The sequence below is a fragment of the Variovorax sp. Soil_C_12 genome, from assembly GCF_057657375.1.
In genome coordinates, this window is the sequence record NZ_JBDGIO010000020.1 from 98525 (window position 1) to 115850 (window position 17326).

The 17326-nt window shown below is 62.9% G+C and carries 20 protein-coding genes and 2 pseudogenes; 9 read left to right on the forward strand and 13 right to left on the reverse strand.

The features are described 5' to 3' along the window. Positions 1-99 precede the first annotated feature (99 nt). The gene (locus AC3A6X_RS32970) at positions 100-687 is read right to left on the reverse strand and encodes a TetR/AcrR family transcriptional regulator (protein ID WP_487846126.1); all 588 of its coding nucleotides are present in this window, start codon (positions 685-687) and stop codon (positions 100-102) included. A gap of 156 nt (positions 688-843) precedes the next feature. On the opposite strand from AC3A6X_RS32970, the gene AC3A6X_RS32975 reads away from it, so the two are divergent. Further along, positions 844-1956 carry a DUF2855 family protein gene (locus AC3A6X_RS32975; protein WP_487846127.1) on the forward strand — a complete coding sequence of 371 codons (1113 nt, stop codon included), beginning with the start codon at positions 844-846 and terminating at the stop codon, positions 1954-1956. A 174-nt stretch (positions 1957-2130) separates the two neighbouring features. On the opposite strand, the pseudogene AC3A6X_RS32980 reads toward AC3A6X_RS32975, so the two are convergent. Beyond that, positions 2131-2400 (reverse strand): annotated as a pseudogene (locus tag AC3A6X_RS32980) (LysR substrate-binding domain-containing protein); the annotation flags it as partial. A 1706-nt stretch (positions 2401-4106) separates the two neighbouring features. Between AC3A6X_RS32980 and AC3A6X_RS32985 the strand changes: the two are divergent. The 3 genes from AC3A6X_RS32985 (at position 4107) to AC3A6X_RS32995 (ending at position 7297) form a co-directional block, all read left to right on the forward strand. Next, complete coding sequence (locus tag AC3A6X_RS32985; RefSeq protein ID WP_487846128.1) at positions 4107-5285, forward strand: PAS domain-containing sensor histidine kinase; 1179 nt, start codon at positions 4107-4109, stop codon at positions 5283-5285. 400 nt (positions 5286-5685) lie between these two features. Further along, positions 5686-6009 carry a hypothetical protein gene (locus tag AC3A6X_RS32990; protein ID WP_487846129.1) on the forward strand — a complete coding sequence of 108 codons (324 nt, stop codon included), beginning with the start codon at positions 5686-5688 and terminating at the stop codon, positions 6007-6009. A gap of 214 nt (positions 6010-6223) precedes the next feature. Further along, positions 6224-7297 carry an OmpA family protein gene (locus tag AC3A6X_RS32995; protein WP_487846130.1) on the forward strand — a complete coding sequence of 358 codons (1074 nt, stop codon included), beginning with the start codon at positions 6224-6226 and terminating at the stop codon, positions 7295-7297. 93 nt (positions 7298-7390) lie between these two features. Here AC3A6X_RS32995 and AC3A6X_RS33000 read toward each other — a convergent pair. The 9 genes and pseudogenes from AC3A6X_RS33000 to AC3A6X_RS33040 form a co-directional block, all read right to left on the reverse strand. Continuing rightward, positions 7391-7495 (reverse strand): annotated as a pseudogene (locus AC3A6X_RS33000) (IS5/IS1182 family transposase); the annotation flags it as partial. Between the two features lie 318 nt (positions 7496-7813). After that, on the reverse strand, positions 7814-8347 hold the full coding sequence (locus tag AC3A6X_RS33005; RefSeq protein WP_487846131.1) for a hypothetical protein: 534 nt from the start codon (positions 8345-8347) through the stop codon (positions 7814-7816). Positions 8348-8541: 194 nt separating this feature from the next. After that, the gene (locus AC3A6X_RS33010; RefSeq protein ID WP_487846132.1) at positions 8542-9282 is read right to left on the reverse strand and encodes a hypothetical protein; all 741 of its coding nucleotides are present in this window, start codon (positions 9280-9282) and stop codon (positions 8542-8544) included. A 376-nt stretch (positions 9283-9658) separates the two neighbouring features. After that, positions 9659-10246: a ClpX C4-type zinc finger protein gene (locus tag AC3A6X_RS33015; RefSeq protein WP_487846133.1), complete on the reverse strand. Its 588-nt coding sequence runs from the start codon at positions 10244-10246 to the stop codon at positions 9659-9661. A gap of 505 nt (positions 10247-10751) precedes the next feature. After that, positions 10752-11087 (reverse strand): hypothetical protein, encoded by a 336-nt coding sequence (locus tag AC3A6X_RS33020; RefSeq protein ID WP_487846134.1) that lies wholly within the window; start codon positions 11085-11087, stop codon positions 10752-10754. Positions 11088-11172: 85 nt separating this feature from the next. Then, the gene (locus AC3A6X_RS33025) at positions 11173-11316 is read right to left on the reverse strand and encodes a hypothetical protein (protein WP_487846135.1); all 144 of its coding nucleotides are present in this window, start codon (positions 11314-11316) and stop codon (positions 11173-11175) included. A 309-nt stretch (positions 11317-11625) separates the two neighbouring features. Continuing rightward, entirely contained in the window at positions 11626-11820 is a 195-nt protein-coding gene (locus tag AC3A6X_RS33030; RefSeq protein WP_487846136.1) for a hypothetical protein, read from the reverse strand. Positions 11821-11889: 69 nt separating this feature from the next. After that, positions 11890-12210 carry a hypothetical protein gene (locus tag AC3A6X_RS33035; protein WP_487846137.1) on the reverse strand — a complete coding sequence of 107 codons (321 nt, stop codon included), beginning with the start codon at positions 12208-12210 and terminating at the stop codon, positions 11890-11892. 90 nt (positions 12211-12300) lie between these two features. Further along, positions 12301-12519, reverse strand: a complete 219-nt coding sequence (locus AC3A6X_RS33040) for a hypothetical protein (RefSeq protein WP_487846138.1) — start codon at positions 12517-12519, stop codon at positions 12301-12303. Positions 12520-12529: 10 nt separating this feature from the next. Between AC3A6X_RS33040 and AC3A6X_RS33045 the strand changes: the two genes are divergently transcribed. Next, positions 12530-13114 carry a retropepsin-like aspartic protease family protein gene (locus AC3A6X_RS33045; RefSeq protein ID WP_487846139.1) on the forward strand — a complete coding sequence of 195 codons (585 nt, stop codon included), beginning with the start codon at positions 12530-12532 and terminating at the stop codon, positions 13112-13114. 211 nt (positions 13115-13325) lie between these two features. On the opposite strand, the gene AC3A6X_RS33050 is transcribed toward AC3A6X_RS33045, so the two are convergent. Further along, positions 13326-13454, reverse strand: a complete 129-nt coding sequence (locus AC3A6X_RS33050) for a hypothetical protein (RefSeq protein ID WP_487846154.1) — start codon at positions 13452-13454, stop codon at positions 13326-13328. Here AC3A6X_RS33050 and AC3A6X_RS33055 point away from each other — a divergent pair. The 4 genes from AC3A6X_RS33055 (at position 13411) to AC3A6X_RS33070 (ending at position 16479) form a co-directional block, all read left to right on the forward strand. Beyond that, entirely contained in the window at positions 13411-14301 is an 891-nt protein-coding gene (locus AC3A6X_RS33055) for a DMT family transporter (protein WP_487846140.1), read from the forward strand. The two genes, AC3A6X_RS33050 and AC3A6X_RS33055, sit on opposite strands and share 44 nt — an antisense overlap. Positions 14302-14540: 239 nt before the next feature. Further along, positions 14541-14759 (forward strand): hypothetical protein, encoded by a 219-nt coding sequence (locus tag AC3A6X_RS33060; RefSeq protein ID WP_487846141.1) that lies wholly within the window; start codon positions 14541-14543, stop codon positions 14757-14759. A gap of 869 nt (positions 14760-15628) precedes the next feature. Then, on the forward strand, positions 15629-15874 hold the full coding sequence (locus AC3A6X_RS33065; RefSeq protein WP_487846142.1) for a hypothetical protein: 246 nt from the start codon (positions 15629-15631) through the stop codon (positions 15872-15874). Between the two features lie 323 nt (positions 15875-16197). After that, positions 16198-16479: a hypothetical protein gene (locus AC3A6X_RS33070; RefSeq protein ID WP_487846143.1), complete on the forward strand. Its 282-nt coding sequence runs from the start codon at positions 16198-16200 to the stop codon at positions 16477-16479. Positions 16480-16500: 21 nt separating this feature from the next. Here the strand turns inward: AC3A6X_RS33070 and AC3A6X_RS33075 are convergent. Beyond that, positions 16501-17326 (reverse strand): SOS response-associated peptidase (locus tag AC3A6X_RS33075; protein ID WP_487846144.1); only part of this gene is annotated, 826 nt, incomplete at its 5' end.

Here is a 17326-nt window from a genome sequence, read left to right on the forward strand (position 1 = left end):
CGCGCCTACTTCCGCCCTGTAAAGGCTTCATCTCAAGGCGTTGCGCCGGTCGAAACTCAAGGTTATTGGCGAGGCGCTTGTTCGGATTTGGCGGGCGACCTAGAGGCAAGCCCCGAGGCGCTGGGGCAGCGACGGCGCCGACAGCGCCAACTGACACTGGCGCTCGAGCTCCACAGCCCACGCCCTGGCTGTCGCCTCATCGGCATTCACCAGCAGCAGATAGCGCCTGCCGCCAAAGGCCGAAAGGAACAGCGTGTGCACCGTGCGCGCGGACAGCGGCTGCGGCAAATCGGCGCAGGCGTTCAGCGCCTTCGACCAGACCGCGAAGATCTCGTCATGCACACGTCGGTGGTGCTTGGGCTCGGCGATCTGGTGCTCGAGGCCGAGCATCTTGGCGTCGTAGTAAGACACCTCCGGCGCGTCGATGCCGAGCGTCAGCCGCAACAGATGGTGCAAGCGTTCCTGCCAGGGCGCATCGACGGCCTGCACGACCTGCTTTTCGATGGCTGCGAGCAGCACGTCCATGCTATGGCGCACATAGCCGGACAACAGCGCCTGCTTGTTGGGAAAGTATTCGTACAGCGTGCCGACCGAGATGCCGGTCTCCAGCGCTACGGCGCGGGTGGTAAGCCGCTCCCAGCCTTGCGCCTGCCAAATCCGAACAAAGGCGTCGTAGATGGCCTGCACCGTGAAGCGTGCGCGCTCCTGTGAAGGGCGCTTCAGTGGCTTGGCACGGGGCGCGCTTACCGGTGCGTGAGCGACCTGGCGCATTCCGAACCCACGATAAGCCGGCCCCCACTACAGTGAAGCCACTGACCCTTGACGACGAAGCGAAACACAACCATGAATGACACAACGATCTCCATCACGAGGCTGCTCACCGACAAGGTGGCATTGAACCACAGCCGCATCGACGCGCGGGCCATGCCCCTACCGCTGGCGCAGGGCGAGGCCTTGCTCAAGATCTCGCGCGTGGCGATCACCACCAACAACATCACCTACGCCGCTTTCGGCGACGCGATGCAGTACTGGGACTTCTTTCCGACGAACGACGATGCGTGGGGCCACATGCCTGTGTGGGGTTTTGCCGATGTCGTCGCCTCCACCGTGTCCGGCGTGGAGGTCGGCGAGCGCTTCTACGGCTACTTTCCGATCGCAAGCCACCTGAACGTGGTGCCGCAGCGAGTGACGGCGCGCGGCTTCTACGACGGCGCCGAACACCGCAAGCTGCTCACCTCGGCCTACAACCAATACACGCGCTGCAGTCAGGACGCGGCGTACCTGCCACAACGCGAAGACCATCAGATGGTTGTGCGGCCGCTGTTCATCACCTCGTTCATGTTGGCCGACTTTCTGCAGGACAACGCGTACTTCGGCGCCAGGCAACTGATCGTTTCCAGCGCGTCGAGCAAGACGGCTTATGGCACTGCATTCTGCCTCCAAGGCGAGCGCGACATCGAGCTGTGCGCGCTCACCTCCGAGCGCAACGCCGCTTTCGTCGAAGGCCTCGGTTGCTATCGGCAGACGACGACCTACGACGCATTGGGTTCGATTCGGCGCGACGTGCCCACGCTGTATGTGGACTTTTCAGGTGACGAGCCGCTGCGCGAGCGCGTGCACCACCACTTCGGCGACGCGCTGGTCTACGACTGCTTTGCCGGGTCGGCACAGAACACCAACTTCCTGCGCGACACCGACCTGCCCGGTCCGGCGCCGAAGTTCTTTTTCGCGCCGGTGCAGATCAAGAAGCGGAACGCCGACTGGGGACACGCGCTTTTCAACCAGAACTTCAACGCTGCGCAACTCGGCTTCGTCGAGCGCATCGCCGACCGCGCACGGCCGTGGATGAAGGTGGTCGAGAACAGGGGCTACGCAGCGGCGCAAGGACTGATCGCAAAGCTGCATGCGGGCGGCGCCGATCCGCGGGAGGGACACGTGGTGGTGCTGGGGGACTAGACTCGCGGATGGACCGGGAGCGACGCAACATGGGTAGTCGTTGCCGCTGCGAGCCCCCAGACTCACAAGGGCGTCGGTCCAATCTGCCCCGACCGGCCGGCGCTAGCCAGTCAGCCCTGACCGTGGGGCTCGCCAAGGCAGGCATCCTCGCCAGAGGGCGAGCTGTCCGTTGATTCAGTGTGAGCGGTGGCCCTTCCTCGCCGGCGACTTCGCCTGCTGCCGGATCGTGGCCGTAGCACTGGCGAGAAATTTCTCCAGGGCCAGCGGCATCATGCTCGGATTCCATGCCAGAAGCGCCGGCGCGGTCGCGGGGGTCCCAGCCAGGGGAATGAATCGGACACCACCGATGTTCGTGCGCGATAGCGATTGCGGGACCAGCGCAATTCCACATCCGTCGGCGACCATTGCCACCACGGTCATCCAGATGCGCGCCTGGTGCACGGTACGCGGGTGGAGCCATGGGCCAGCTCAACGTGCTCGGCGTGTCGGCGAGTAACTCTCGTGGTGTAAGGAGGTACCTGCGGCGAAGATAGGCTGGATGTCTGCGCCTCTCCCCGTTTGTTGTTTGTTCCTCCTCGCTTCCTTATCTGCTCCCTCGTGGTCGCAAGCGGTGAATCGAGCCCAGCTTGAAGCATCCGCGTCGATCCTGCTGCGTGACGTCGCTGCCGAGCTGTGCGTCAGGAGCGCCCGTCCTGCGGATGCTGACCTGAGTCAGATGTCGCCCACCTCTCGGCACCGCTTGAACGACGCAGAGCTGGTGTTCAAAAGCCTCGGCTATGGGCAGGCAACGATCAACGGGACCGATCCGCGCCTGCAGAGTCTGCCGCCCGGCCCGGAGTGCCGCGCGCACGTGATCTCGGCACTATGGCAACACTTCACCGCGTCGGGCCGCCCGAAGGCTACTTCGGAAAGCGAGGGTGCTGCAGCCCTGGAGACGGTCGCCTTGCCCGCCATAGCCGAGCTGCCGCGGCTCCCCACAAGCACGGAAGAGCAGAGGCAGTCGTCCACGCCAAGCAGGCCACGGCGGCAAGCCTCCCAGCAGCTGCCGAGCCTCAGCGTCGCGCCCAATCTTGGATCGGAGGCAAGCGGGCCATTGGATGCTGTGACGCCCGCGCCGGCGCCCGTTGCGGCGGAGAGCGGGGCGCCCAGCGGGCCATTTGCCGCAGAAGGCGCGAGCGGTGGCGGGACTGGGTCTGCACCGCTTCCAGCGGAGCCCTCGGGCGCCCGGTTGCCGTTCGCTATGAGGCACCTGGGATGGGTAGGCGTGGTTCTCATGCTGCTAGCCACCGCGTTCGGAGGTCTGTGGCTGCGGCGGCGGAAGAAGGTCACGAGTGCCGATTTGGCGCGCCGGCGTCTGCGCCCCGCCTGAGCAGCTTGATTTCACAGTTTGTGCCCGCGTTCCCGTTTCCAAGAGATGCCGAAGTCTTGAAGGGCAGTCCGGCAATAGTTGCCGGGAGGACGCCACGAATCCAGTAGCACGAGAACGACGCCCGCGCCCGTACCCACGCCCTACGCAGCGAAGCGAGCGAGGAAGGTCCGGCCAATGCCCGCCGTGTTACGAGGCCAGGCACAGCGCACAGGGCGAGAAAAAGCCGCCGATCGGCGGCTTTGGCGCCCCTGGATGGAGCGAGCTCCGAAAGGCCTAGCCCTTCTGACCTTGCCCTGGCTGCTGAGGTGTTGTCGGGCTACCCTGGCCGGGCTGCTGCCGTCCGGGATTGTTCTGCTCTTGCTGACCCGGCTGAGTTGGTTGGTTCCCCGGTTGATTTGGGTTGTTCTGGCCTGGCTGATTTGCCATGGTTGTCTCCTTCAATGTGCAGAGCGACATCGCTCCAAGACCAATCTAGGCCGCTCGCTCGGTGATGGTGTAGCCCCGTGCCGGGTCAGCCCGTAGGACCCGATGGAGATTGTTTGCTATTCGGATCCGAGTTGCGACGCCATCCAGCGCGTGACGGTGGCCGATCTGGCGCGGCATGCGACGTCCGACGTATATTGAAGGCGATGGTGGTGACGCAGCGATGCCTGCGTTGGGTTGAGCGCACGCCCGCCCTTGTCGTCCTATGGCGCGCACATCCGCTTCGCGTGCTCGCCGGGATGGCCCGCCGGCGGTGCGGCTCTGGGCTGCCGCGTGATTGATGCCAGAGGATGCAATGATGAAAAAGAGAAAGGATGAACCGCCCGAGCAGCGAACGCCGCCTGCACAGGTGGCAGCCGCCGCCCTCACGGCAGAGCGTGCGCTCGAGTTGCTTTGGCAGCAGGCACCCGACTTCGCCTTCGTTCTCATGGATCGAACGGGCTCGGTGATAGGCTGGCGAGCCGCTTCCGAAAAGATTTTTGGGTACTCGGAAACTGAGATGCTGGGGGGCGCCGTCGATATCCTTTTTACGGAGGAAGACCGTGCGCTTGGTCTCCCGCAGCTGGAGCGGGAGGTCGCCTTGTCGGCGCAGCGGTCCGAGGACGATCGCTGGCACGTACGCAAGGACGGTACGCGTATCTGGGTGTTCGGCAGTCTGATCGCCCTGCGAGAGGCAGACCGGCACGTCGGCTTTGCGAAGGTGATGAGCGATCGAACCAACCTGCGGGCGCAACTGGAAACCCTGGGAAACAGGCTTGATAGCGCGCACGACGCACTACGAGGAAGGGATGCATTCTTCGGGCGAGTGACGCACGAGATCAGAAACGCGCTCGGCCCCATCCGCAACGCCACCGACCTCGTCGAACGCAAGGGACTGCTCACCGGCGAGCTGGAAGTGCCATTCGGCATCGTGAGGCGCCAAGTCGTCCAGATGGCAAGAATGCTGGAGGACCTGGCGGAAGTAGTTCGCTTCGGCGCGGGCAAGCTCCAGCTTGTGATGCAGAGCTTTGATCTCGGCGCTGAACTGGTCGAGATCGCAGCGACGGTGGCGCAGGACGCTGAAAGCAGGAACCAGACGATCGCTGTCCTGGTGCCGCCGGCGCCATTGCCGATCGTCGCCGACAAGGCGCGTGTCCATCAGATCGTCTTCAATCTGCTACACAACGCCATCAAGTACACCCCGCCCGGGGGACGCATCTGGCTGCAATGCACGGCCGAAGCTGACCATGCCGTGATCAAGGTCGAAGACACAGGGGTTGGAATCGCGCCCTCGTTGCTGCCAAGGATCTTCGAGTTGTTCACCCAAGAGGATCCCCACCAATCAGGGGGAGGCTTCGGCGTCGGCCTGTCGCTCGTCAAGGATCTGGTCGACGCACATCGGGGCTTTGTCGAAGTCAGATGCGACGGCAAGCATCGAGGCAGCGAGTTCACGGTCAGGCTGCCGCTTCGCCCGGTTCTCGATCGCGCCGAAGAATGAAGTCCGTGACTGGAGCTTGTTGCGCTGCACGCGCCGGCGTGACAGCGGCGCCATGCGCTGGCCCGATGTCTCGCTCGGCAAGCTTCGGGAATGACGAAAGGCCCTCCGCCAACTTTCGTTCGTCCGGAGGGCCCCCCGCAGTTTCGGATTGCCGCTGAGGGTGTTGCCGAAACTGTGTGGTGATTTTCTGATCGAAAGCCCAGTCGCTCCATTGGCCATGCGCCCTAGTTCAAGTGGGAGAAGTCCTTCACACGTAGCGGGCGGCGGCATCGCGACCCCTGCAGCCACCTCACGCCTGGGTGAAGGGTCGATGTCCGTCTTGAAGTGGAGGATTCCACCTTCGCTTCGCCGACGGGCGGTCCCCTGCAATACGGCGTCGTCCATCACAAGGAGTCATGACATGTCCCTGGATCTGCTCAGGCAGATTGCAGCATCGCGTCTGCCCCTCACCTTCCATCGCCCCGAGGACGTTGACCAGGTGCGCTTGCTGCGCACGGCCGGCCTCGTGATCGCCACGGTTCCGGCACTTTGCGATCCGCTCACCCTGTCCGGGAAGTCGACGGTCGCCCAGGTTCTGGCCATGACGCAGAAGGGCCTTGAAGAACTCGCCGCCTTTCGCTACCCGAGCGCCCCGAAGGACGAATCAAAACCCTGGCTGAGCGCCAGGATCGCAGCGCTGTTGAGCGCCCAGGGCAGGTACCCCGGCGATCGTCCGCGCGCCTAGGCGAACGAAGTCAGGGCAATATGCTGCCGCAGCGTGCGGACAAGGCGATTCAGTCGTGAATCGTTGCGGGGTGTTCGCGGGCTTTGCTCCCCGAATGTTGTCGCACGACGGCAGGGGTGGTCTCGCGTTAGCAATAGGCCATTGAGTGGAAGCGCACTGGCAGGCACGGGTCTAACCTCTACACGAAGACGCGGTTCAATGGCGGAGGTGATCGATGCTCAAGCTGGTACTTGTGCTGCTTATGCTGCTCGGCGGTGCCGACGCTCTCGCCTTGGCCAAGGCAGCGCCGCCCACGGCCGACCAGAAAGGCTCACAGGACAGCCCTCTGCTGAAGCGCTATGAGGGCGCGTACATCGTCAGCTTCGAGCAGAAGCGCTTTGCCGAATTCACGTTGCCGCTGTCTGCGCTGGAAGAGGTTCCGGACAAACGCGATCAGAAGAACAATCGCCTTCACGAGCCGAAAAACCGAAAGGCACTGGAGGGCGCGTACACGCGCCTTGTGTACATCGTTCCTGTGGGCCGATCGCCGCTGGAGGTATCGCGGAACTACCGCGAGGAGATCCAGTCCAGGGGCGGTCAGATTCTGTTCGAGTGCAAGGACGCCGACTGCGGCGGCGATCCGAAGCGAAGCATCGCCGGCGGCGGTGGCCGGATGAGCCTCGCCATGTACCTGTACCCCGCGTCGCGGGTGACCAACGAGTACGGTTCCAACGGGCATTGCGCCATGACCGAGCACATCGCCGACCAGCGCTACCTCTCGGCGGAGGTGCAGAACGCTGGCGCGCACATCTCTGTGCTCACCTATACGTTGGTCGCGCCGGACCGCAATGATGTGTGCAACGGCGTCAACGAGCGCACGGTGGCCGTGGTCGACATCGTCGAGGCCAAGGCCCGCGAGCAAAGAATGGTGACAGTCCAAGCCTCGGAGATGGCGACGGCGATTGCTGGCACGGGGCGCGTGGCCCTTTACGGCATCTTCTTCGACTTCAACAAGGCCGACGTGAAGCCGGAATCGGATGCGACGCTGGAGCAAATCGCCAAGCTACTGAAGGACAACGCAGCGCTTAGGCTGCTCGTCGTCGGGCATACCGACAACGTGGGCGGCTTCGCATCCAACATGGATTTGTCGCAACGGCGCGCCGCGGCCGTCGTCGCCACACTGGTCCAGCGCGGTGTCGCCAGGGAGCGACTTGCGCCACACGGCGTGTCGTTTGCCAGCCCTGTCGCCTCCAACAAGACCGATGAAGGCCGCGCCAGGAATCGTCGCGTGGAATTGGTCGAGAACTGACGCGCGCAATTGCAGCTGGTGGTTGCGCTGAGGCCTGAAGGCGCAGTGGTCACCGGCGCAGGGTCAGCTCCTATAAAACGCCACGCATCACGAGCGCACCCAAGGTACGACGCGCGCCATGTCGGCCAGAAACTCCTCGCGCCGCGCGCGCTTCCTCTTCATCGCGTACTCGGCGCCGGCAAAGCTGCGTTGGTTCATCTCGGTGCTTGCATCTGAATGTCTGATTGGCCGATCTGAGCTGTCGGCCGCGTTCTGCCCTGCCCTGCGTTCCCCGTGCCTGCGCCTGTGCGACGCATGGCACGCCCAGACCAGACCGTCACGCGGGATCGTCGCCCTCGCCGCGGGCGCACATGTGCAGCATCCAACGGCCGCTTCCGGGCCCCGTTGCCGTCCGCTGTAGGCCCGGTTCGGGCCCTAAACGGAAGTTCGCGCTTCTTCAAAGCGGACTTTGAAGATGGCCTAGACAACGTCGCATCTGACAGCTTCAGCGCGCTATTGAACTAGTAGCGATTGGCCTCACACAGGCTTCGGCGCTGGCGGCTTCGAATTGCCACCACTTCGCCGCTTGGCTATCTGGGTAGTGATGTACTCCTTCTGCTTGGGCCAGGATTCAAAGGACCGAACTGCTTCCTCTTGGCCACTTGCAGCTGCTTTGCGAAACCACTCCTCTGCTTCCTCCAAGTACGTTGGGTCCAAGCGGTTCAGGCTGCGATCGCACAGCATCGTTCCATAGGCATTCTGGGCCTCCGGATCTCCTGCCACCGCCTGCAACAGGATCTTTGCAATCGCACCTTGCAATTCCGGTGAATCCATTCCGGCTTGGTTGCTGCGATAGACGGCCAAAGAGGCGTGCGTATCTGCCAATCCACCGAGTACCGCCTCCCCAATCACTGCGACAACCACGCTGTGCTTGTCGACCGGAAGACGATCTAGAGGCAGCTCAAGCAACCTGAACGGCGACGGCACGTCGCCGATGAGCTGACGCCAGAGGCGCATGTCATTGGCGGCCTCATCGACCTCGACGAGAATGCTATGCAGCTTGGTTGTCATCTGCAGCTCCTTGAACAATCGATCTTGCAGGCACGAGAGTGAGCCGCCGCACCCAGCAGGCAGCGCGCCAACCTGCCTTTGCTCGAGTCACCGTGGGTGCAAGACTGGAGGATCGTGACGAACTTCCGATCTTGGCCGGATTCTGCCTCGCCGCCCACGAGGCGTCAGGTCCCGGAGCGAACATGACCAACCCGTCAAAGGCGGTGTAGGCGCCGTACCGACTCGAGAGCGGCTTGGCCATCGAGCGCCACAGTTCTGTCTCTCCGCGCAGATAGGCTGCTGCTGTTCTCGGCGAGCCCGATGGTGTCCCCTGTCGCAAGGACTGCGAACGCTGCGGCCTCCATGCGCATGCGCTCCGGGTCTGTCCAACTCGAGAAGTGCAAGTGCTGGTACACGGTGGTGGCTCCGACCTGGTGCAGCACCGGAAGCGCCTGCGCAGACGTTCGCTGGCGACCGACCCAGCGGAAGCGGGCGCTCTGCCGCATCAGTTCAACCACGCTCCTTGAAAGGAAGATATGCCGACGCCGGCCACTCATTACGAGCGCATTCAGCGCGTCCAGGTGGTCTGGATCGAGATCCTTGACTTCTAAGTTGCTGCGGCCCACCGTGGGCAGGTGCAGAAGCTCGATGAAGGACACGCGCGCCGCGTCCTCAGGCTTGAATCCCACCCGTGCAAACTTCTGGTGGTAGCGGCGGCCATCGCCGCGATAGCTGGGAAGCAGGAACGGATGGTGCACCCGATGGCGCTGCCAGAAGGCCACGCCGTCATCGTGGTACTCCACAATGCTTCCAAACGCTGGGGCGCGCTCGAGGTCGGCCGCATAGTTCGCATCCAACCCGACGAAGAGGAATTCCGCGTTTTCAGGCTGCCCACCCTGAAAGGGCCTCTTCCTGAACAAGGCCTGCAGTTTCGCGCTGGGATGAGGCTGATACATGCGCCGACGCTACTCGGCCGCCAGCGTGCACGCAATAGCTCAAATGTCACGGCCGCGTCCGCGAAAGGCCTGGTTCTGGCCGCCTGCGGGCCTATGGCGCCGCCATGACGCACCGGGAATGGTCGTAGTCCCAAGAACCTCCGCGGTCCAGGCAGCTATCAATGGAAAGCTCGCGGCCCAGCCACACTCCCGCAGCCGTCAGAGCGATGGCTGCAAGCAAGGCGATTCCAATCCGCGAACGTAGGCTCATGACGAAGGTCTGCAGTTGGCCCGCATCCTGCCACATCCTCGCGACGGCGCAGGCGGTCTAGGGTTTTCCGACAATAGTGCGCTTCTGTGAAACCACGCGCAGGAGAAGTCATGCTTGGCTCGACCTCTAACGCCTAAGTTTGCCGAAAAAAGCTTCCACACACGATGAACAAATTGTTGCCGAGGGCGCTGGAAACAGCGCGTCAACCTCATAGGAGAACTGCCCACAGAAACTGCAGATATCCCTAGGGTACTTCTGCGCAAGCCAGAGCTTGGCGGTCTTCTCCGATGTGTTTACGTCGACCCATTTGCTGGAGATTCCTTCGTAGCAACGCTCAACCTCCTTCTTGGCAGATGTCAGTGACTTCGACCCAGTCACGCCCAGCACTTTCCAGTTTTTGCTGCAGTAAAGGATCAGATAGTCCTTCAGGTCTTTTCGCAAACTCCTACAGATTGCGATTCTTGGCACCCGCCCGAGGAGTTTGTCCCCGACGAAGAGACGCTGCTGTCCTGTGAATCTCACGTCCTTGTCAGCGACGCCATACGCGATCACACGATCGCTGCCGATTGCCGGAGGCGGGGCATTCGTGTCTTGAGAAGGAGTAGGATTCTTTTGCACTTGTGGGGCTACTTGCAGTTGTCGTCGCAGTTGCAGTTCACGATTCGCGGGGCGAGCGCTTTTGCCCTCGAATTTACCTGCTGACAACCAGGGCACCCGTCTTCGTCGGCCGGCCGACCGACCGCTTCTGGGCGAATTCTGCGTCTTCCACGAACGGCCGGTTGTGGCCGACTAGCGTCGTCTGCTGTCATTTCCCGTGGCTGAACGGTTCATGCGAAAAGCCGCAACGCGGGCAGACCTTAACGCTCAGGAGCCAAGTGAGCCATGCGGATACCGGCTGCCGTCGCATACCGTGCCAAACCAGAGCGAGCCGACATGCTGGGCATCGAATCGAGAGAGATGCAGCACCCAAAAGCAGAAAGGCACCCGCAAGGCCCAACAGCCTGATGTTTGTCACGTCGACCCCGACTAGGTTGGCCACCCAGGCTGGCGCGAACTGACACGCCCCAATCAACGCGGCTGCGAACGCGAAAACCCACAGCCTCCATTGCTGCGGTCTGACGAGGGTATTGTTCACAACTTGAAGGGTTAACGGGAAGGTCCGGTTGTGGCCGCATTTTGCCCGTCGGCAGGAGGCCGGAAAATTGACGCAAGCATGCGCTCAGTCCAGACCGGCTTTGGACTGCATCCCAGCCTTCCGAAGCAGCGACACCACCGCCGTCGAGTCTGTCGGCAAGGTATCGACCGCATCTCCCCAGGGCACCGGTTCGCGAATCACAACCCAGTAGGGATGGTCGGTCAGGCCTTCATCATCGGCATCGCATACCTCTATCGAGGCATTCATCCCGAAGCCGAGGAAGTAGTGACCGTCTGGCGGATAGTTGGAACTGAACCGTTCCTCAAACCTGGTAACGCCTAGCGCGGAAAAGACGAGAGCGGCCTGCGATTTCAGGTCCGCAGCGCGTGCATGGCGGGCTACCGACAGCGTTTTATGCATGGCTTCCAATGTCCGCTATTCGTTGAATTCGGAGACGCTGCCGACCGGCCGGTATTGGCCGCATTCTGACTCACGGCAGTGCCACTCACCGCAGGACCAAGTTGCCATCAACCAGGTCGAACGCCTCGCCATTCACCGCAGTAATCGCACCCTCATAGAGCAGGTCGAGCTTGTGCTCTGGGTCCCAGTGCGGGTTGACATACACGGTGGCGACGAGTTCGGAGTCCACCACGGGAGATTGACAGCCATGTCGCCGATGGAGGTGTGAACAATCGGATTCGATAACCAAGGGTTCATGGCGAGGAGGAAAAAGTCTGGGTCCAGGAAGAAATTCTGACTGAGACCGGGACGTTCGGTTTTGGCCGATTGTTGTTCGAGACCTGGTCAGTGCGCACGCGCTTCGGGAGTCGAGGTTGACCGTCCGGTGTTGGCCGTCATCAGCCTTGTTGACTGCCTATCGCCGCTTTCCAGTTCAACAAGTGACCGGCCGCCGTCCGGTCATGGTCCGGGTTCGCCGACAAACCCATGCGCTCGGTCGCTATGCGGCTAGGAACTCGGCAAGTTCCTCTTCGTTGCTTCCGTTCCTGAGCATCCCAAAAACATCGGGCAGATAGCCGTGATACTCATCTCGCGCCTGAGGGATGCTGGCGACCCCGATGGGGTCCCACAGGTAGTGCAGTACCTCGTCCACGGCGCGATAGAGCGCGAGGTCGGGTGAGCTTAGTCGACTCATGTTGAGGTCCGCTTTCTTGAATTCTGCCGCGATTCTGGAGGACCGCTCCTGGCCGCTAGCAGCGGTCGCTCAAATTATGAATCGACCTTCCTCGCTGTCGTAGAACCGGGCGGCCAGGGCCGTGCACAGTTTGTTCAGCATCGCAACCGCCGCCTCATCGAATACTCCTGATGCGGTGACGGACATCGGCGGCTCGTCATCGCCGACTTCAAGCTCCAAGGCAATGCCCTTGGGACGCAGGTCGAACCGCTGTGATTTCGTCGTGACCCCCGTCAGCTCGTGGATGACAGCATGGACATGAGGCCTCGTGCCCAACGGCTGCGGCAGCCAGTCGGCATCGAGCTCCTCGACTTCCTGCGATGCACGAACGATGACGCCGATGCTGCTCATATGTGGAACTTGGTGGTGAAACTGGAGGTGCTCCGCGAAGGTCTGGTCTTGGCCGGAAACGGCTGGCTGCGATTGTCGACCGTCGCTCGGTCAGTGCGCACGCGCTTCGACGTGACCGCGGTGCGCTCCCGCCCCCGCTCCGCCCTCCCCTGCCCTGCCCATCTGGATGCGCCGTTCATCCTTGCGCGCGACCTCGGCCGCACATAGCATCGACAGCGCTTCGCGCAGATTCAGCTCCGCACGCCCCGCCTGGTCCAGCAGCCACGAGAAGCTTGGCCACACGAGCGATGCCATCGAATGGTCGTACAAGGCGCTTTCCGTGGCGCCAAGCCTCGTTGATGTCATGGGGCGCCTGGCCAGCCTTCTGCTCAAGACGAATCGGCCTTACGAGGCGCTGTCTCTGCTGCAGGCCTACGACAACCAGCTGGAAGCAAAGGGCGTGCGGCCCTACTTCGTGGCGCAGCGGATTTCAATTGAGACAGCCATCGATCAAGCCGAACCGGAGAAGAACGTGGAGCGCTCGGCGTTGCGCCTGCCTGCCTTCAGTGGCCACTTCTTCGCGCCGGTGACCCTTGGCTCGAGCAAGCCGCGGGCCTTCATGGTCGACACCGGTGCCAGCCGGACCAGCCTGAGCGACACGATACTGCGTGAGACGAAGGCGGTCTATCGGGTGACCGAGCCGCAGGTGAAGATGAGGACGGCCGACGGCAGAGTGGCGCTGGCGAGAGGCATCGTCATCGAATCCATGAGGGTGGGCCCGTTTGAACTCAAGAACGTGCCGGCAATCGCCTGCGCTGAGTGCGCCTCGCTGCTGGGCCAGGCGAGCCTGGCGCACTTCGACATGCAATCGGCGCGTGCGCAAGGGGTAGAGTTTCTGCTGCTAGCGCGTCGCGGGCCACAGTAAGTGGCCCATACAGCAGGTACCCCCATCCGGCGCAATGTACGCGGGCCCGAGGGCATGAACGGCTTACGGACGCCAAACTGGAGGACGACTGCGACCGTCCGCTCTGGTAAGGGTAGCGCACGCGCTTCGAGACCCGGCTCCGACCGCGGCGCGAATTTCAGATCGGCCGGCGACCGACAGTCTTTCGTCCTCAACAGCAGAAAGGCGGCCGTCAGCCATAGCTGGCTAGCGGCAAAGGCGCAGCACGAGAGAACAGTTCAAATTTATAACTATCATGGGGCATGGTCACGGGCAAAATGAGCAACAGAACGACGGGCACGCTACAGATGATTGCGGCCATGCTGATCTCCGGAACCATCGGCTGGTTCGTCGTGCGCTCCGGACAGCCGGTCATCGAGCTGTTGTTCTGGCGCTGTGTCTTCGGGGCGGCGACATTGCTGGTCGTTTGTACCCTCACTGGATCACTGTCGGGCAAGTTCACCCTCAAACACCTGGGCTGGGCGACTCTCGGCGGCGCCGCCATCGTGCTCAACTGGCTGCTGATCTTTGAGTCGTTCTCCCGGGCCTCGATCTCCGTGGCCATCGCGGTCTACAACACGCAGCCGTTCATGCTGGTCGCCCTCGGCGCGATCTTCTTCTCCGAGCGCATAACTGCGACGAAGCTCATGTGGCTCGGCATCGCTTTCGCCGGCGTGCTGCTCATCGTGCAGGCGAGGCCCTCGACGGCGGCCTACGCCGGCGCCGACGCCGCCTACATTTCCGGCGTCCTCATGGCGCTCGGCGCGGCGTTCCTCTACGCCATCGCGGCGATCGTGACGAAGAAACTCGGCGATATGCCGCCGCACCTCATCGCATTGATCCATGTTTGTGTGGGCACCGTCATGCTTGCGCCCTTCGCAGACTTGGCTAACCTTCCGACCGACTCCCGTGCATGGGCCGATTTCGTGGTGATGGGCGCGGTGTATACCGGCTTGGTCTTCGCGCTTCTGTACGGCGCGATCCAGAAACTGCCAACGCACTCCGTGGGCGCACTGTCCTTTCTTTATCCGATCTTTGCCATGGTGGTGGACTTCGTGGCTTTCGATCACAAGCTCAAGCCGTTGCAATTGGTCGGCTCGGCGGCCATCTTGATCGCAGCCGCTGGAATGAACCTCGGGTGGAGGTTTCAAGAAGCCGTCGTCGACTGAGTGCTTGGCCGACCGTGACAAGCGTGGGAGCCGATTGCCCCGCCAGCAGCGCGACCGAGCGCCATCTACCGAGCGCGGGACAGTTCCGCCCAAGATTCCTGGAACTGCTTTTCGTGGTGCGATCGCGACAAGGTTATATCTCATAACAAATTCTGTAGGGGCGAGTGTGAGGATGTCACGTTTCGCGGCATCGACGGAACAGCTCAGGAAGCCCGATCTCCTAAAGTCGCGGCGTGTCCATGCTTGTACTTCGCAATATTGCCTCGCAAGAGCTTCCGGTCATGATCGGCGGTGCCAGCAATGTCGACGGCGTTCGCATTCTCGTTGCGGCCGGCTTGGTTAAGGCGACGATCCCTCGCCCCGAGCGCGGCTTGAACGGCTACGAGCAGTTGCCCGCCTTGGTGACCGAGATCACAGGAATGGGACGAACAATGCTGCGGCGATTCCCAGGGTCCTGATGTTAGGAACTCTGCTTCTTCTGCTTGTCGGCGCCGGAGCCTTGTGGCTTGTGTGCATATTCGCATATTCGGCATCGGTATGCTCGTTTCATTCCTCGCCCTCGCCGCCGCTGCGGTCCTGCTAACGACTGGGCGGTCGCGACCAGACGAAGCGAGGCAGAGCGCTCGGCCGACCAGCTGTCACACGGTCCATTGAGACGCTCCTTACCCAGTGCTCGAACGGACCCACGCGATGGCAAAACGCCGTGCCGTGGCGCACCAGCGCGGCCAGCGGCATGGGCGTGAGATAGGACTGCAGCCTCGACCCCGCGATAAGGCCCAGGTCCGGCTCGCCCGCCGCTCCGCCGAATGGCATAGGCGACGATTCGACGGAAGACAGCGACGTCCACCATGCACTAGCCGTCCTGCCAAGTCAGGCCTGCATCGGAAAGAACGAGCGGTGGTGAGCGGTCTTGGCCCATCGGCTCCCGAACACCTTAGAACGGTTTGTTAGAGGATTCCGCGGTGGCCGCCGGCCTGGGGCCGCATCGTCCATTATTTGGCTGCGCCGACGGGCGCGTCCCCGATTGACGACTCCCGCTTGCGTGGCTGCTGTTTGTAGTCGAAACTGGCGCAGAATGAATGCTTTCGTGTTCTTTCCTATGCCGCTCAAGGTGATGAGGGAGATTCGACTGCGTTGGGTCGCAGGGGAGGAGCACATCGCGGCGGAAAGCGCGCCAAGGCGCCCGTGCGGAGGGTTGTGGCATCCCGATACCCCAGAGAATCGGGAGGCGCTGCAGAAAATCCTGGACGCCGCTATAGAGGCCTACGGTCCTGGTTCGCATTGGATCGAGGAGCGGGAGGCCTGAGGCCGTATGAAGCTCAATGAATTGATCGCCCTGCTGAGCCGAGCCGGAGCCCGCGGTCCGATCAGCGGCCCAGAGAAGGCGTGGATCGTGCCGTCGACCGCGGTGAGCACCCTGGCCGACCTGCTCGAAGGACCGCTGCTTCCTTCGGCCGATCACAAGGAAGTGGAGTTGCTCAACGTCGACGCCGCCGCCCTGCACGGCGTGTTCAGCCAGGCCGAGTTGAAAGAGATCCTGGTGCGCATGAAGGCTCTGGGGAAGGCCCACTGACGATGGTCACGAGCATGCGATGCGTCACATGCTTGGGGTCAGGCTGGGTCTGCGAAGACCACCCTGGCCGCCCCTCCGATGTGGTCACCGAGGGAGGCTGTGACTGCGGCGGCGCGGCAGCACCGTGCACATGCAACCCCGATGCCATCTTCGAAGGCTGGCTGGAGGTGTTCGCGTCGACCGATCCCGACCTGGTGAGATGGCGGGCCCACTGAGCAAACCCCCACCGCGGGCGACGCGGTTGGGCGTTCCGTGACATTCCTCCTGTGGTGCGCGAGCCCGAAAATTGCATACTGACCTTGTGGCAATTTCGCACTTGCAGGATGAACGCACCCGCCTCTTTCGAGATCCCGCCGAGCGCACCGCCCGAATGGACCATGAAGGTGGGGTTCGAGCAAACGGCGGATGGCACCCTCTACTTCGCCGATGTGGTGCGCGGCGGCCAGGCCATGTGCCGGATAGCGCTCGCTGGCCGGGTGTCCGATGAAGCGGCGGCCCACAAGGCGCTGGAAGTCAAGGCGCGAACTTGGATCGATGAGTTTTTGCACCGAGAGGGGCAATCCAGTTCCGCAGAGGACCAACCGCTCGTGCTGCGCGAGAACTGAATTCAAGCGCCCGCCGGCGAGCTAAAACAGAGTAGGCTCTTCGGCGGCCGGCGGCTCCTTCGGTCTGGCCCGCTCCGGTTTGGGTTTCGGCGCCCGCGGCGGATCGGGCGGCGCTGGGCCGGCGTCGAAGATCTCGGCCGACGCGAGCCTGAGCAGCACTTGCGCCTGGTCGACCGTGCCCTCCAGCCACTGGTCGAAGTCGCCGGCCTCGATCGGGATGACCGAACGCTTGTCCTGAAGCTCGAGCGGCAGCTTCTCCTTCGTCTTCGAGTCCAGCTCGGGCTTGTGCATGTGGCCCATGAGCGGATGCGCGTCCGCGTTGATGGTGAGCATCGTGTAGCTCTCATGCGCCTCGCCCGTGGCTTTGTCGGTCCAGACGCTCCACAGGCCAGCCAGCCCCCAGGGCTGCCCGTCGGCGCGGCGGAAGCGCCACCACTCGCACCTTGGGAACGGTTGTTCGTGAGGGCCCCAATACGGCTCGTCGAAGCTCACGGCCGGGATGATGCAGCGCTGGCCACGTTTCCACGGATCCTTGTAGCTGGCCTTCTCCGCGAGCTCCTCGCTGCGGGCGTTGTTCGTCGGGTAGGCGAGCTTCGGCTCCTTGGCGAACCAGGGGATCAGGCCCCACTGCCCCACCACCAGCTCGCGCTCGTAGCCGGTGGCATCGCGACGGCGGCGGATGAAGGGGCCAGGTGCCCTGGGGAACACGTCGCGCGGCCACAGCGGGGTTTGGCGGGCACCGATGTGCCAAAAACGCTCGATCTCCTTGTTGTCCGGGCTTTCGTACCGATTGCACATGGCCGGAATGTAGCGGCTCAGAAGGGCAACGGGCGGACCGGGCCGAGCC

Excerpts from the sequence above, each read along its gene's own strand:
- AC3A6X_RS32975 (WP_487846127.1), top strand. The coding sequence starts at position 844 with ATGAATGACACAACGATCTCCATCACGAGGCTGCTCACCGACAAGGTG.
- AC3A6X_RS32985 (WP_487846128.1), top strand. The coding sequence starts at position 4,107 with ATGAAAAAGAGAAAGGATGAACCGCCCGAGCAGCGAACGCCGCCTGCA.
- AC3A6X_RS32990 (WP_487846129.1), top strand. The coding sequence starts at position 5,686 with ATGTCCCTGGATCTGCTCAGGCAGATTGCAGCATCGCGTCTGCCCCTC.
- AC3A6X_RS32995 (WP_487846130.1), top strand. The coding sequence starts at position 6,224 with ATGCTCAAGCTGGTACTTGTGCTGCTTATGCTGCTCGGCGGTGCCGAC.
- AC3A6X_RS33005 (WP_487846131.1), bottom strand. The coding sequence starts at position 8,347 with ATGACAACCAAGCTGCATAGCATTCTCGTCGAGGTCGATGAGGCCGCC.
- AC3A6X_RS33010 (WP_487846132.1), bottom strand. The coding sequence starts at position 9,282 with ATGTATCAGCCTCATCCCAGCGCGAAACTGCAGGCCTTGTTCAGGAAG.
- AC3A6X_RS33020 (WP_487846134.1), bottom strand. The coding sequence starts at position 11,087 with ATGCATAAAACGCTGTCGGTAGCCCGCCATGCACGCGCTGCGGACCTG.
- AC3A6X_RS33030 (WP_487846136.1), bottom strand. The coding sequence starts at position 11,820 with ATGAGTCGACTAAGCTCACCCGACCTCGCGCTCTATCGCGCCGTGGAC.
- AC3A6X_RS33035 (WP_487846137.1), bottom strand. The coding sequence starts at position 12,210 with ATGAGCAGCATCGGCGTCATCGTTCGTGCATCGCAGGAAGTCGAGGAG.
- AC3A6X_RS33055 (WP_487846140.1), top strand. The coding sequence starts at position 13,411 with ATGAGCAACAGAACGACGGGCACGCTACAGATGATTGCGGCCATGCTG.
- AC3A6X_RS33050 (WP_487846154.1), bottom strand. The coding sequence starts at position 13,454 with ATGGCCGCAATCATCTGTAGCGTGCCCGTCGTTCTGTTGCTCATTTTG.
- AC3A6X_RS33060 (WP_487846141.1), top strand. The coding sequence starts at position 14,541 with ATGCTTGTACTTCGCAATATTGCCTCGCAAGAGCTTCCGGTCATGATC.
- AC3A6X_RS33070 (WP_487846143.1), top strand. The coding sequence starts at position 16,198 with ATGAACGCACCCGCCTCTTTCGAGATCCCGCCGAGCGCACCGCCCGAA.